The sequence below is a fragment of the Bacillus sp. BS98 genome, from assembly GCF_008432245.1.
Taxonomy (GTDB): domain Bacteria; phylum Bacillota; class Bacilli; order Bacillales; family Bacillaceae_G; genus Bacillus_A; species Bacillus_A toyonensis.
Window position 1 is genome coordinate 4,826,855 of the sequence record NZ_CP043830.1, and the last position, 14,675, is coordinate 4,841,529.

Sequence of the window (14,675 nt, forward strand, 5' to 3'; positions counted from 1 at the left end):
GAGAGCTATAGAGTCGCTCTCGCTTTTCTTCTATTACATAAACATCATTGCAAATAACGGTCCGAGCAAACATGTCAAAATTGCTGTTAATGTCATTGTTACCGATCCAATAACACCTTCATGTTCGTTATTTTTCATTGCTCTCATAACACCCATAATATGAGAAGCACATCCAAATCCGATACCTTTACCAACCGAGTTTGTAACGCGGCTCCATTTTAATAAAATTGGACCTGTAATCGTTCCAGTAATACCTGCGATAACTACGAATGCCGCTGTTAAGGATGGAACACCACCAACTTGTTCAGAAACGCTCATCGCAACCGGCATTGTCACTGATTTTGGTAATGAAGATAAAATTAAACTTTTATCTGTTCCCATAAGTGAGGCAATAGCAAAATCACTCGCAATCGCAACTGTTGTACCTACTAATACTCCGCCCGCAATCGGTACAACATATTTTTGCAGCACATGACGTTGTTTGTAAAGCGGGATTGCAAATGCTACAACACCTGGTCCAAGTAACTTCGCAATCCAGCCACCACCGCTTTCCATATAATGTTGATATGGTATATCAAGCACAATAAATAAGAAAGCCATTAATCCTGTCGCTACAAGCATTGGAATAGTAAATGGTGTTGGAAATAATTGATAGATTTTTTTAGATAATTGATATAATAGCACCGTAAAAAGAACCCAACCGATTCCGGTTAATATTTGACTCATCACGACTCTCTTTCCTTTCTATTCGCAAGATATTGCCCTGTATGTCCTGCGACAATGATAATTAAAAACGTACTCGCTACAACTGTAATGAAAAGAGAAATTCCTTTACTCATAAAAAAAGCACCGTAATTCATTAAGCCAAGCGTTGGCGGAATTAATAAAAACGGCATAATAGCGACGAGTGTTTCCGCTCCTAAATCAAACCATTTCACTGGAAGTACTTTTAGGCTAAGTAAAACAAGTAAAAGAAACATCCCAATCAAGCTTCCTGGAATTGGAATATTCAACATTTCTTGCACCCAAGTTCCAACCATATAAAACACATAAAGAGCAGCAATTTGGACAAGGATCTTTGTAAATTTCATGTTCATCATCCCTCATGTTTATACGATCTTCTGTTAATATCTTTATCATAGTATAAATTGTAAAAAGCTGCAATTTATCAACTTGACAGCAAAAACAGCCTATGTTATACGCTTACAACCTTGATATGACTGCATTTCCAAACAAAAATTACGTCAAAAACATTGACCTAATATAAAAAGTTTTTATTTTCTGAATTTCCGATACTATTATTTCAATAAAATAATCTTTTTATCCTTAAACTTACATATATATAAAGTGAAACTTTAATCAATGAGGGTGTCCTCATCCCTATTGATTATTAGCCCTCACCAAGCAAGTTTGTACGGGATAAACAAGATAGGTGGTGAACATATGCCCAAAAAAGTTCTTATTTTTTGTGATCCTGGAATCGATGATACGATGGCTCTCCTCTTAGCATTCTTTATCGATGAAATAGAAATAGTCGGTATCGTTGCTGATTACGGCAATGTTCCAAAAAAAATGGCCGTAGAAAATGCTCATTTTCTTACAAACGAAGTAGAGGGTAGAAATATCAAAATCTTTGGTGGATCAGAACGGCCAATTACTGGTGCCCCTCCTGCTTTTTTTACAGATGTACACGGGAAACAGGGACTCGGCCCAATTATTCCAAAGGAGAATGTGACTAACGAAGAAATGGAGAATTTTTTTGAAGTTATTCCTCTTATTGAACAGTATAAAGATGAATTAATCATCGTAAGTTTAGGAAGACTTACCTCCCTAGCAATTTTATTTATCGTATGTAAACAATTAATGGAGCAAATTAAATCTTTCTACGTAATGGGCGGTGCTTTTCTCCATCCTGGTAATGTTACCCCTATTTCCGAAGCAAACTTTTATGGCGATCCTACTGCCGCTAATATAGTCCTTCAATCCGCAACTAACATGTACATATACCCATTAAACGTCACCCAATACTCCATCATTACACCAGAAATGGCCGAATACATCGAGGCAAAAGGAAAAGCTCCACTTGTCAAACCGTTATTCGATCACTATTACTACGGATATTATAAAGACGCCCTACCACATTTAAAGGGCAGCCCCTTCCATGACACAATACCAATACTCGCTTTACTTGATAACGCTATGTTTACATATCACAAATCACCTATCGTTGTCATGACAGAATCTTATGCACAGGGGGCAAGTATTGGAGAATTTCGCTCTTTAGGAGAATCTAAACCATTTATTGATTGGCCGAGTCATCAAATAGCAATTGATTTTGATTATAATCGCTTCTTCAAACATTTCATGTCATTTATGACGGGCGAACAATTTTAGCATAAAAAAACAGACCGTGATTTCTCACGGTCTGTCGTTTATTTTCTACAATTATCGTTTGATGTTATAGAAAGATTTGATACCATCGTAAACAGCGATTTCGCCTAATTCGTCTTCGATGCGTAATAATTGGTTGTACTTAGCAATACGGTCAGTACGGCTCATAGAACCAGTTTTGATTTGGCCAGCGTTAGTTGCAACTGCGATGTCAGCGATTGTAGCATCTTCAGTTTCACCAGAACGGTGAGATACAACTGCTGTGTAACCAGCACGTTTAGCCATTTCGATAGCTTCGAAAGTCTCAGTTAAAGTACCGATTTGGTTAACTTTAATTAAGATTGAGTTAGAGATACCTTTTTCGATACCTTCAGCAAGTTTTTGAGTGTTAGTTACGAATAAATCGTCACCAACTAATTGTACTTTATCACCGATACGCTCAGTTAATAATTTGTGACCATCCCAGTCGTTTTCGTCTAAACCATCTTCGATAGAGATGATTGGGAAGTCTTTGCAAAGCTCTTCGTAGAAATCAACCATTTCTGCAGAAGTTAAGCCAGTACGGCCTTCGCCTGCAAGGTCATATTTACCAGTTTCTTTGTTGTAGAACTCAGAAGAAGCAACGTCCATTCCTAAGAATACGTTCTCGCCAGCTTTGTAACCAGCTTTTTCGATAGCTTCGATGATTACTTCTAGAGCTTCACGGTTAGAACCAAGGTTTGGAGCGAATCCACCTTCGTCACCTACTGCCGTATTAAGACCTTTGTCATGTAATACAGCTTTAAGTGCATGGAATACTTCAGCACCCATACGGATTGATTCTTTGAATGTTGGAGCACCAACTGGTAAGATCATGAACTCTTGGAAGTCTACGTTGTTATCAGCGTGAGAACCACCGTTGATGATGTTCATCATTGGAGTTGGTAATTGTTTTGCATTGAATCCACCAAGGTAACGGTATAATGGAAGACCTACGAAGTCAGCTGCTGCATGAGCTACTGCCATAGATACACCAAGGATAGCGTTAGCGCCTAGTTTACCTTTGTTTGGAGTGCCATCTAATTCGATCATAGCACGGTCGATACCAGCTTGGTCAGTTACATCGAAACCAGCGATTTCTGGAGCGATAATTTCGTTAACGTTGTTTACTGCGTTAATAACACCTTTACCAAGGTAACGAGATTTGTCACCGTCACGTAATTCTACTGCTTCGTGCTCACCAGTAGATGCACCACTTGGTACGATAGCGCGTCCGAAAGCGCCGCTTTCTGTGTAAACTTCTACTTCTACAGTTGGGTTACCACGAGAGTCAAGGACTTCGCGAGCATAAACATCAATAATTGTTGACATAATAAATTCTCTCCTTTTTATATAAGCAAATTATTTAATAATTGTTTTACCTGTCATTTCTTTCGGTTGTTCCACATTTAAAAGTGTAAGCATTGTTGGGGCGATATCTCCTAAAATACCACCTTCACGAAGCTCTACATCATTTTTTGTAACGATGAAAGGAACCGGGTTAGTTGTATGAGCTGTCATAGGCCCGCCATCAGCAGTTAACTCCTGATCAGCATTACCATGGTCAGCAGTAATAAGTGCTACACCATCTTTTGCAAGAATCGCTTCTACAACTTTTCCTAAACATTCGTCAGTTGCTTCTACTGCTTTAATTGTTGGTTCCATCATCCCAGAATGGCCAACCATATCACAGTTCGCAAAGTTAAGAATGATAACATCATGTTTATCATTTTCGATTTCATTTACTAAAGCGTCCGTTACTTCGTAAATGCTCATTTCAGGTTTCAAATCATACGTTGCAACCTTTGGTGAGTTAATTAAGATACGCTCTTCTCCTGGGAATTCAGCCTCACGACCACCGCTAAAGAAGAATGTAACGTGCGGATACTTTTCAGTTTCCGCGATGCGAAGTTGCTTTAATCCCGCTTGCGCAACAACTTCACCTAAAGTGTTATCAAGGTTCATTGGCTTAAATGCCACGTAACCATCTACAGTTTCACTGAAGTGTGTCATACAAACGAATTCAGGAATGTGAGGTACTTTTTCACCACGATCGAACTCACGGAAGTCTTCGTTTGTAAATACACGAGCAATTTGAATTGCACGGTCTGGACGGAAGTTATAGAAAATAACTGCATCATCATCATTGATTGTTGCAACTGGCGTGTTATCTTCGTTAACAATTACAGACGGCAATACGAATTCATCATAGATACCGTTCGCATAAGAGTCTTCTACACACTCTTCTGCTGATTTATAAGTAGGGCCTTCACCATTCACCATAGCACTGTAACATTTTTCTACGCGATCCCAACGCTTGTCACGGTCCATGGAGTAATAACGACCAGAGATAGTCGCGAATTGTCCTACACCTGTTTCTTTAATTACTTCATTTGTTGCATCGATATAACCTTTTGCTGTTTGTGGTCCAACATCGCGGCCATCTAAGAACGCATGGATATAAACTTTCTCCACGCCTTCTTTTGCTGCTAAGCGAAGAAGAGCAAACATATGGTTCATGTGACTGTGCACACCACCGTCAGAAAGTAAACCGAATAAATGAAGAGCAGTACCTTTTTCTTTCACGCTTTTAATTGCATTTTGGAATGTTTCGTTCTGATCGAACTCACCTTCACGAATTGCAACGTTTACGCGTGTTAAGCTTTGGTATACGATGCGGCCAGCACCGATATTTAAGTGACCAACCTCAGAGTTACCCATTTGACCTTCTGGAAGACCTACTTCCTCACCACAAGCTGTAAGCGTTGTATGAGGGAATTTGTTCCAGTAACCATCAAAATTAGGTTTCTTAGCTTGTGCTACAGCATTCCCATGAGTTTCTTCACGAAGTCCGAAACCGTCAAGAATGATTAAAGCTGTTGGCTTTCTCATTTTACCGCCCCCAGAAGACCTAAGAACGAAGCAGGCTCTAAGCTAGCACCGCCAACTAAAGCGCCGTCGATGTCAGATTGTGCCATATACTCTTTAATGTTTTCTGGTTTTACGCTACCGCCGTATTGAATACGAACAGCTTCTGCAGCTTCTGGAGAAACAGCTTCTGCAACAACTTTACGGATGTGCGCACATACTTCGTTTGCATCTGCAGAAGAAGATGATTTACCTGTACCGATAGCCCATATTGGCTCATAAGCGATAACAGTTGCTTTAACTTGCTCTTCTGTTAAACCTGCAAGTGCTTTTGTCACTTGACCTGCTACTAGATCAAATGTTTTTCCGCTTTCGCGCTCTTCTAAAGTCTCACCACAACATACGATTGGTGTTAAACCATGTTCAAATGCTGCAAGAGTCTTTTTGTTTACTGATTCGTCTGTTTCAGCAAACATTTCACGACGCTCAGAGTGGCCAAGTACTACGTAGCCTACTTTTAAGTCGCTAAGTGCTACTGGGCTAATTTCGCCAGTGAATGCACCATTTTTTTCGAAGTGCATGTTTTGTGCACCTACTTGTAAGTCAGTTCCTTCAGTTGCTGCTACTAAGCGCTCTAAGAATAGAGCTGGAGAGCAAACTACTGCATCAACAGCTGAAGCTGCTGGGATTTGACCTTTAACTTCCTCTACGAAGCTAACTGCTTCAGATAGAGTTTTATTCATTTTCCAGTTACCTGCGATAATTGGTTTACGCATGCTTTGCACCGTCCTTTTTCTTTGGCTGCTACTTATTTGTCGTTAAGACAAACTACACCTGGAAGCTCTTTACCTTCCATGAATTCTAATGACGCACCGCCGCCAGTAGAAATGTGGCTCATTTTATCAGCCATACCGAATTTTTCAACAGCTGCTGCAGAGTCACCACCGCCGATAACAGAGTATGTATCTTCTGCATCTGCTAATGCTTGTCCTACTGCTTTTGTACCTTCTGCGAATGGAGTCATTTCGAATACACCCATTGGTCCATTCCATACAACAAGCTTAGAGTTTTTAATTACATCTGCATAAATTTCACGTGTTTTAGGACCGATGTCCACACCTTCCCATGTAGAAGGAATAGAGTCGATACCAACGATTTGAGTTGTTGCAGTTTCAGAGAATTCCTCTGTGATTACAACATCAACTGGCATGTAGAAGTTTACGCCTTTTTCTTTTGCAAGTTGCATAAATTCTTTAGCTAGTTCGATCTTGTCGTCTTCACATAGAGATAGACCAATTTCATGACCTAAAGCTTTAACGAATGTGTAAGCAAGTCCGCCACCGATGATTAAGTTATCTACTTTGTCTAATAGATGACGAATTACACCGATTTTATCTTTTACTTTCGCACCACCAATGATAGCTGTGAATGGACGTTCTGGGTTAGAAAGTGCTTTACCAAGTACATCTAACTCTTTTTCCATTAATAAACCAGATACTGCTGGTAGGTAGTCTGCGATTCCTGCTGTAGAAGCGTGAGCACGGTGAGCTGCACCGAATGCATCGTTTACGAAGATGTCAGCAAGAGCTGCAAATTCTTTCGCAAGTTCTGCATCGTTCTTTTCTTCGCCGGCATAGAAACGTACGTTTTCAAGAACTAATACGTCGCCTTCGTTCATTGCTGCAACCATTTCTTGTGCAACTGGTCCGAATGCTTCGTCTGCTTTTTTAACATCTTTACCAAGAAGCTCGCCTAAACGTGCTGCTACTGGAGTAAGACGTAATTCTTCTACTGCTTGACCTTTTGGACGGCCTAAGTGGCTTGCTAAAATAACTTTCGCACCTTGCTCTACTAAATATTGAATTGTAGGAAGAGCTGCACGGATACGAGTTTCATCTGTAATTTTGCCTTCTTTCATAGGTACGTTGAAATCAACGCGGCAAAATACACGCTTACCTTTTAAATCTACGTCACGAATTGATTTTTTGTTCATTGGATTTCCCTCCGACTACTAGTTAGGATTGACAAAACCCATTCAAAAGCTTAACACATTTGCTTCTAAAACGAAAGAAGAGAGAGAGGGAACAAACCCTCTCCCTCGTTTTGTCATTGATTGCTTATATACTTAAGAATTAAAGACCTTTAGAAGTCATGTATGCAGCTAGGTCTACTACGCGGTTAGAGTAACCAGTTTCGTTATCGTACCAAGAAAGTACTTTAACCATGTTACCTTCCATTACCATTGTAGATAATGCATCGATTGTAGAAGAAGCTGTACATCCGTTATAGTCGATAGATACTAATGGCTCTTCGCTGTATCCAAGGATACCTTTTAATTCGCCTTCAGCTGCTGCTTTGAATGCTGCGTTTACATCTTCAACTGTTACTTCTTTGTCAAGTTCAACAACTAAGTCAACAAGAGAAACGTTAGCAGTTGGAACACGTACAGCGCCACCGTTTAATTTACCTTTAAGTTCTGGTAATACTAATGCTACAGCTTTAGCAGCACCAGTAGATGTTGGGATCATGTTTTCAGCTGCTGCACGAGCACGACGTAAATCTTTGTGTGGTAAGTCTAAGATTTGTTGGTCGTTAGTGTAAGAGTGAATTGTTGTCATCATTCCGCGTTTTACGCCGAATTTTTCGTTTAATACTTTAGCGAATGGAGCTAGACAGTTTGTAGTACAAGAAGCGTTAGATACTACATTGTGGTTAGCTGCATCGTATTGTTCGTGGTTAACACCCATAACTACAGTGATATCTTCGTCAGAAGCTGGAGCTGAGATGATAACTTTCTTAACTGATCCACCTAAGTGTTTCTCAGCGTCTGATTTTTTAGTGAAACGGCCAGTAGATTCTACTACTACTTCTACTCCGTAGTCGCTCCATGGTAATTGAGCTGGGTCACGCTCAGCGATAACTTTAATTTCTTTACCGTTAACAACGATGCTGTTTTCGTTAGCAGATACTTCTGCATTTAAAGTTCCGTGAACTGTGTCATATTTTAAAAGGTGAGCTAATGTTTTAGCATCTGTTAAGTCGTTGATTGCTACTACTTCTACCTCAGAGTTGTTAAGAGCTGCGCGGAATACGTTACGTCCGATACGTCCAAATCCATTAATACCAATTTTAGTCATTTGAATTTCCTCCTTGGGGGATTATATTAAAGGGTAATACCCTTTGTTAATTGTTTTGCTGCACCTTCATCTGTAATTAGAATTGAAGTGTGCCCTTGCTTTATTACAGCCTGTATTGCCTTTGCCTTTGAAGAACCTCCAGCGACTGCAACAACGTGAGATACATTTTGTAAATCTTCAAGTTGCATACCAACTGTTCTTACTTTATGAACAACATTTCCTTGTTCATTAAAGTAGTAACCGAAAGCTTCGCCAACTGCTTCGTTTGCTTGAATCTTTAACCAATCTGCTTCCGAAGTACTTCTGCGACGTGCCATTGTTAACGCATCACCGATTCCATGAATGACGATATTGGAAGATCGAATCAACTCAAGAACTTCTTTCACGGAGGGCTCTGTCACAATAGACGCATATGCTTCGCTACTAACATGGTCTGGAACATACAATAAGCGATAATTACTCATCGTATTTTGCGCCATCTTGGCACAAATGGTATTGGCTTCTAATTCAACACCTTCTCCAATTCCACCACGTGCTGGGACAAATAGCATATGTAAATCTTTGCAATCAAGTTGCATCATGTCCGCAGCAGCAGCTAGCGTAGTTCCTCCAGCCACAGCAACGATATTATTCGCTGTCAGACGGTCTTTTATACAAGTCACACAAGCACGGCCCATCTCCAGTTTGACCCACGGCGATTCATCACTATCACCAGGGACAACGAAAACTTCATCCAAGTCTAATGTTTCCTTAAGTTGCTTTTCTAAAACCTTTAACCCGGAAATTTCTTTCATAAAGTCTTCCAAAGCAAGAACTAAAGCTGTTCCTTCTTCTGTCAAAGTCATTCCAGAAGAAGCGACGTGAACTAAGTTTTGTTCTTTCAAAACTTGAACTTCACTTCGCAATACTCGTTCTGTCATACCGAGACTTGCTGATAAGTTTCTTCTTCCAATCGGCTGCATGAGCCTAATGTATTGAAGAATTTGCATTCTCGTTTGCATAACAGGTAGCAGATCAGGTAATAATTTTTTTGTGTTCTGAATCCATGAGCGCATATCTTTTCTCCTCACTACATTGGTTCATTTTTCCCTCGTGGTCACTTTACGTCCCGTAGTGACATTTTGTGTCCCACATAGGTTAAAAAAATAATCCCTGCTACGTGTATTATTGTAACAGGAGATAGAAACTTATTCAACTCTTAACTGCATTCTTTATATAGTTTATTATGACACCTTTGTGAATGTTACCATATTCTACTTGTTTTCCGCCTATTTCTACAACCGGAATCATTAAATGATATTTTTCTAAAAGGTCATTATCTTCATATATATCTATTTCCTCGATTTGAAAAGAATATTCACATTGTACTTCTTGTAAAACTTGTTTCGCCTGCACGCAAAGACCACAATCTACTTTTGTATATAGTACAACTTTCATCTTCTTCACCTATCCGATCGTTTTTCGTAATGATGAAGCTGGGATATGCATTTGTTCTCTATACTTCGCCACTGTTCTTCGAGAAATAACAATTTCATGCTCTTCTTCTAATAATTTTGAAATCTTTTGATCTGAGAGTGGCTTTTTCTTGTTCTCTGCTTCAACAAGCGTTTGAATAAACTGTTTCACTCGCTTCGTTGAAACTGCCTCATCCTCTGTCGTCGAAACTGCATTACTAAAGAACGATTTCATCTCAAATAAACCGTGTGGTGTTTGCACATACTTATTTCTTGTTGCACGACTAATCGTAGACTCATGCACACTTAGCTCTTCCGCCACCTCTTTTAAAGCGAGTGGCTTCAAATACGCTGGACCTTCCAAAAAGAAATCACGTTGTTTTTCCATAATAATCGTCATCACTTGCAGAAGTGTTTGTTTTCTCTGTTTCAAACTGCGCATAATCCATTGCACATGCTGATACTTTTCTGAAACGTAAGATGCTACTTCACTTTCACTATTATTAAGAAGTGCACTGTACTCAGAATGAATTTCAATTCTCGGCATATTTCTCTCATTCATCTGTAAAACGAGGCGATCGCCTTCTTTTTTCACTGCCATGTCAGGCACAATATACAGTGGTTTATCCGAAGAATACGCAAGGCCTGGTTTCGGCTGCAATGATGTAATACAGTTCACCGCCGATTGTAATTCTTCATTACTACACTTCAGCACATGAACGAGCTTTCGCCAATCCTTCTTCACGAAATAAGCAAAGTGCTCCTCTACAATATCTTCCGCTAATCCATCCCTTCTTTGTAAGCGCTTCAATTGTAAAATTAGACATTCCTGAATATTACGTGCTCCTACCCCTGCCGGCTCAAGTGATTGGACAATCTCTACAGAGCGATCGACTACATGAAGCGGTGCAGAAAGGAGATCTGCTAACTCTTCATTCGTTTCTTGTAAATACCCATTTCCATCCATGTTCATAATAATGAAAGAAGCTACTTTTCGCTCTTCTTCTTCTATTTTATAATACTGTATTTGATTTAATAAATGTTGCTGAATCGTCATGGAATCCACACTGTAGATTTCCATCTGATTCTCGACTTGTTTGCTGGTACTTTTACTTTTGTTAGAGCTCTTCTTCTCCCTCTCAAAACCACCTAACTCAATAAGGGGATTCTCTAACGATTGCTCATACAAAAACTCCGATAATTCTTGTACATTATACTGAAGCATTGTAATCGCTTGCCTTAACTCTTGTGTCATTGCCAAACGTAAGCTTTGTTCTTGTAAAAGACTTGCCTTCAAACTAATCTCCCCCTTGTTTCTATTGTACAATAAGTTTGGTAAAAGGAGAATCCTATCGCAGACACCCATTCCAAAATATTATTAATTTATATGTATTAATGAGATTTACAACTTACAACCGAAATTTGAATAATATTGAAAGAAAATAATAGTGCGCAAAAATTAGAACCACATACTAATAGTAAATCTTATCACTAGATATAACAATAGAGAAATAAAAAAGAAGATAGAATAAAACTCTATCTTCTCGTGTATAAAACAATAAAATTTCATAGAAAACAACAAACCTTTAACTATAAATATTGAAAGAACTAAATTTATAACGTAAAATTTTCCATTATATACAACAATTAGAACGGGAGATGAATCATGCAAAAAAACACTTCGAAGTATACCTTCATTAGGAGTTAACCTGGCATCATGTATCATTCTGCTAATCATGTGTTGGAGTATCTTTCAACAACAAGATTTGGCATTTAGTCCTTTTATCATCTTTGGGATATGTACTTTCATCATTTTCATATATGCCCTCGTTTTCTTAACAAGAAATATAAGCACAAAAAAATACGTCTATACGATAAGCATCGTTTATCTACTGATATCTATCATAATTATTAAATTAGTCCCTTCGTCTCCAATTTCTGATTTTCAGTACATGTTGGATGGAGCTAAAGAATTAGCCGCTGGCAACATGAAAGCCATTAAGGATAATCAGTACTTCTTTTGGAATACTACTCAGTTGGGCTTTACAATTTACGAGGCACTTGTTCTTACATTAACCTCACATAGTTACTTTGCCTTACAGTTCTTGAATATTGTGTATACATTGCTAACAGGTTTAGCTATTTTTTACATAGCTAAACACCGATTAAACAATGAAACCTTCGGGCGATTTGGTTTCATTTTATACGTAACATCTATTAACTTATTTTTACTAGTCCCTGTGCTCACAAATCAGCATCTTTCTATGATGTTGTTTTCTTGGGGAACGTATCACCTATTAGCACGCGATGAAAATAAAAATTACATAAATATGGTTTTTGGTGGTCTGCTATTCGCTTTAGGAAATATTATTTATCCTATTGGGATCCTATTTTTAATAGCTGCCGGGCTTTTCCTTTTATTCTTTCACAGCAATATTTTAAAAAGGAATTTCATTTCTTCTATAACATTTATTTCTACATACTTAGTTATCTTATATACTTTAGCCTATATTCCTGTAATGCTTAATATTTCACATAACCCAATAACCAATGCGGATTCTGGCTGGAAATTTGTTATAGGCTTGAATAAAGAATCTAACGGCCAATATTCCTTAGAGGACTTCGCTAAATTAAGACAAAGTATTGTCGATTTTGATATAGAGGAACATAATCGAATTCAAAAACAATTAATTAAAGAAAGAACCGAAAATCTAACCGACCTTATCCCTCTTATGAACAAAAAAAATATTATTATGTGGGGTAGTCCAACAGATTCTTATGCATATATCCCTATAAATGATATCGCCAGAAATACTATCAACGATGTTTCATTTATAAAACTAGACTTTATACACTATGTATCGATTATGTTGCTGAGCATGGGTTCTGTCTTTATTTTTCTTTTCAGTTCTCCATTTAAAAATTTAAACATGAAGTATTTTCAAATTCTGATTATCGGTGCTTTTCTCATTTACTTAGTGACTGAAGTTCAAATTCGTTATCGCTATTTCTTCTTCCCGATCTTCATTATACTTGCAGCCTTTACTTTGCAATATATAATGAATTTATCATTATTTAAAATGAATAAAGCGCAAGCTGGTTCAACGGCATACACTGATTCATAACCCTTACCAATCTGGTATTTACGGGACAAACAATACAATTATGAATAAAAAAACCCCTAACTCACAACGATGTAAGTTAGGGATTTTTAACGCGCCCAGAGGGATTCGAACCCCCGGCAGACGTGGTACCGGAAACCACCGCTCTATCCGACTGAGCTATGGGCGCATGATTATAAAATATACTTCATTTTCTCTTCATAATAATAGCAATAAAAACCATTTAAATCAATAAAAACTCTTTGATAGCACATTGTACGTACGCTTTTTCCTGCATAAAAACGCCCCCTAATTTCTACATTTAGGAGGCAGTTCTTAACCATCTTATTTATCTAATTTCTTTTTAATCCCTTTTGGAATTTCATTTGGCTGTACTTCTTGGTATGTTTCAATATATTTACCTTTTGTTTTAACCTTTACATATGCCCCTTCTCTAAGTCCACGCGGCGCATAAAACTTAACATCTCTTTCTTCACCCGAAGCGGATTAACCAGTAAATTTATAGTCTCCAGCTACCTCTCCAACTGTGGATAATCGGCCGGATTCTTTCGCTTTTACATATACAAAGTCTTCTTTCACAAGCGGATTATATGTATCAGTCACCTCATTATGAGAAAAGCTTGCCACACCAATAACTAATATAAAAACTCCAATTAAACCCATTTCACTCTCCTTAACATATCCTTTTAACTTGCTTTACGCTCTTTATTCTAGGAGAAAAAGTTTTTTCCACTATCGCTTACCCTTACATATTCATTATAAAATTGTAATCCACACGTGTAATACACCTAAATTTTCCAATCATAAATTCACCTCAACTCACAAATTATAATCTTTGAATTGATATTCCAAAGGGGGCTTCATTCAATGACTGTAATTACAAAACTAAAGCAAACTGTTTCTGGATTAAAAAGTGCACAAGCTAGCTTAGAGGGATTCGCTCTTGATACGGATAACCAACAAGCAAAGCAACTTTTCCAAACAGCTGCAGAGCAAACGCAAACTATTATTGATTCTTTAAACCCACGCGTTGAAGAAGTCCAACAAGAAGAACCACAATATTCACAGCAATAACCGAAAGTACCATTTTATCTAATGGTACACAATGTGAGAAAAAGGGTGATATGCAATCATCCTTTTTCTCACATTACATAATGCAGATAGAAATGGAATGATTATAATGCGAAAACTCGGAATCATAACCGCGTTATTTATGCTGCTATTCGGTTCACTTACCGGATGTGATAATAGCCCGTTAGATAAAAAGGTAAAGAAAGAAGAAGCGAAGCGAGCAGATGAGAAAAAAGGTCCTAAATTAACAAAAATGAGTACAGAATCCTTTAATCAATCTATATCGCAAGACGCTAAGAAAAGAGCTCTTGCTATGGAGGGAATTATAGAAGCTACCGCAGTTAATACAAATTTAGATCTTTACATAGCCATCAAACCTGAACATCACGAAAGATTTGGTTTAAAACCTTTACGAAGTAAATTAAAAAAGAAACTAAGTGATGAAAATCCTACTTTTGATATTCATGTAAGTACAGACAAAAAGATCTTTATGCTCATAGAAGAACTTGAAAACAAAATTAAGAAAAAGAAAGTAAGTAACGACGGCATCAAAAAACAATTAAAGCTCATTCAATCAGAAATGGGATCTAATATTTAAGCTTTCTAATAGAGAA

The 14,675-nt window shown here is 38.0% G+C and carries 15 protein-coding genes, 1 tRNA gene and 1 pseudogene; 4 read left to right on the forward strand and 13 right to left on the reverse strand.

Going from position 1 to position 14,675, the window contains the following annotated elements:
- Positions 1 to 33 precede the first annotated feature (33 nt).
- Both F0362_RS25265 and F0362_RS25270 read right to left on the reverse strand, forming a co-directional pair.
- On the reverse strand, positions 34 to 726 hold the full coding sequence (locus tag F0362_RS25265; RefSeq protein ID WP_000078356.1) for an LrgB family protein: 693 nt from the start codon (positions 724 to 726) through the stop codon (positions 34 to 36).
- Positions 726 to 1,091: a CidA/LrgA family holin-like protein gene (locus F0362_RS25270; RefSeq protein WP_000673221.1), complete on the reverse strand. Its 366-nt coding sequence runs from the start codon at positions 1,089 to 1,091 to the stop codon at positions 726 to 728. Before F0362_RS25270 ends, F0362_RS25265 begins: the two co-directional genes overlap by 1 nt.
- Before the next feature lie 352 nt (positions 1,092 to 1,443).
- Between F0362_RS25270 and F0362_RS25275 the strand changes: the two genes are divergently transcribed.
- A complete protein-coding gene (locus tag F0362_RS25275) occupies positions 1,444 to 2,394 on the forward strand; it encodes a nucleoside hydrolase (protein WP_001125061.1) in 951 nt (316 codons plus the stop codon).
- A 51-nt stretch (positions 2,395 to 2,445) separates the two neighbouring features.
- Here F0362_RS25275 and eno read toward each other — a convergent pair whose 3' ends face one another.
- The 8 genes from eno to rpoN all read right to left on the reverse strand — a co-directional run bounded on the left by eno (position 2,446) and on the right by rpoN (position 11,165).
- Positions 2,446 to 3,741: a phosphopyruvate hydratase gene (gene eno / locus F0362_RS25280; RefSeq protein WP_000103945.1), complete on the reverse strand. Its 1,296-nt coding sequence runs from the start codon at positions 3,739 to 3,741 to the stop codon at positions 2,446 to 2,448.
- 30 nt (positions 3,742 to 3,771) lie between these two features.
- Positions 3,772 to 5,301 (reverse strand): 2,3-bisphosphoglycerate-independent phosphoglycerate mutase, encoded by a 1,530-nt coding sequence (gene gpmI / locus F0362_RS25285; RefSeq protein WP_001231145.1) that lies wholly within the window; start codon positions 5,299 to 5,301, stop codon positions 3,772 to 3,774.
- The gene (gene tpiA / locus F0362_RS25290; protein WP_001231042.1) at positions 5,298 to 6,053 is read right to left on the reverse strand and encodes a triose-phosphate isomerase; all 756 of its coding nucleotides are present in this window, start codon (positions 6,051 to 6,053) and stop codon (positions 5,298 to 5,300) included. Before tpiA ends, gpmI begins: the two co-directional genes overlap by 4 nt.
- A 32-nt stretch (positions 6,054 to 6,085) precedes the next feature.
- Positions 6,086 to 7,270, reverse strand: coding sequence for a phosphoglycerate kinase (locus F0362_RS25295; protein ID WP_001036333.1), 1,185 nt, complete (start codon positions 7,268 to 7,270; stop codon positions 6,086 to 6,088).
- A 139-nt stretch (positions 7,271 to 7,409) separates the two neighbouring features.
- Positions 7,410 to 8,414, reverse strand: a complete 1,005-nt coding sequence (gap, locus tag F0362_RS25300; RefSeq protein WP_000161234.1) for a type I glyceraldehyde-3-phosphate dehydrogenase — start codon at positions 8,412 to 8,414, stop codon at positions 7,410 to 7,412.
- A gap of 26 nt (positions 8,415 to 8,440) precedes the next feature.
- Positions 8,441 to 9,469 (reverse strand): gapA transcriptional regulator CggR, encoded by a 1,029-nt coding sequence (cggR, locus tag F0362_RS25305; RefSeq protein WP_001258184.1) that lies wholly within the window; start codon positions 9,467 to 9,469, stop codon positions 8,441 to 8,443.
- Positions 9,470 to 9,605: 136 nt separating this feature from the next.
- The gene (locus F0362_RS25310; protein ID WP_000869744.1) at positions 9,606 to 9,851 is read right to left on the reverse strand and encodes a glutaredoxin family protein; all 246 of its coding nucleotides are present in this window, start codon (positions 9,849 to 9,851) and stop codon (positions 9,606 to 9,608) included.
- A 9-nt stretch (positions 9,852 to 9,860) separates the two neighbouring features.
- Positions 9,861 to 11,165, reverse strand: coding sequence for an RNA polymerase factor sigma-54 (rpoN, locus tag F0362_RS25315; RefSeq protein ID WP_149890021.1), 1,305 nt, complete (start codon positions 11,163 to 11,165; stop codon positions 9,861 to 9,863).
- 349 nt (positions 11,166 to 11,514) lie between these two features.
- On the opposite strand from rpoN, the gene F0362_RS25320 reads away from it, so the two are divergent.
- Positions 11,515 to 12,993 carry a glycosyltransferase family 39 protein gene (locus F0362_RS25320; RefSeq protein ID WP_149890022.1) on the forward strand — a complete coding sequence of 493 codons (1,479 nt, stop codon included), beginning with the start codon at positions 11,515 to 11,517 and terminating at the stop codon, positions 12,991 to 12,993.
- Between the two features lie 90 nt (positions 12,994 to 13,083).
- On the opposite strand, the gene F0362_RS25325 is transcribed toward F0362_RS25320, so the two are convergent.
- The 3 genes and pseudogenes from F0362_RS25325 to F0362_RS31020 form a co-directional block, all read right to left on the reverse strand.
- Positions 13,084 to 13,159: transfer RNA gene (locus F0362_RS25325), tRNA-Arg, on the reverse strand.
- 155 nt (positions 13,160 to 13,314) lie between these two features.
- Positions 13,315 to 13,461 (reverse strand): annotated as a pseudogene (locus tag F0362_RS31015) (YxeA family protein); the annotation flags it as partial.
- 15 nt (positions 13,462 to 13,476) lie between these two features.
- Positions 13,477 to 13,653 carry a hypothetical protein gene (locus tag F0362_RS31020; RefSeq protein WP_000522891.1) on the reverse strand — a complete coding sequence of 59 codons (177 nt, stop codon included), beginning with the start codon at positions 13,651 to 13,653 and terminating at the stop codon, positions 13,477 to 13,479.
- A gap of 204 nt (positions 13,654 to 13,857) precedes the next feature.
- Between F0362_RS31020 and F0362_RS25335 the strand changes: the two genes are divergently transcribed.
- Together F0362_RS25335 and F0362_RS25340 are read left to right on the forward strand one after the other, a co-directional pair.
- Positions 13,858 to 14,064, forward strand: a complete 207-nt coding sequence (locus tag F0362_RS25335) for a DUF1657 domain-containing protein (RefSeq protein WP_000216160.1) — start codon at positions 13,858 to 13,860, stop codon at positions 14,062 to 14,064.
- Between the two features lie 106 nt (positions 14,065 to 14,170).
- Positions 14,171 to 14,659: a YhcN/YlaJ family sporulation lipoprotein gene (locus tag F0362_RS25340; protein WP_001228527.1), complete on the forward strand. Its 489-nt coding sequence runs from the start codon at positions 14,171 to 14,173 to the stop codon at positions 14,657 to 14,659.
- Positions 14,660 to 14,675: the final 16 nt, after the last annotated feature.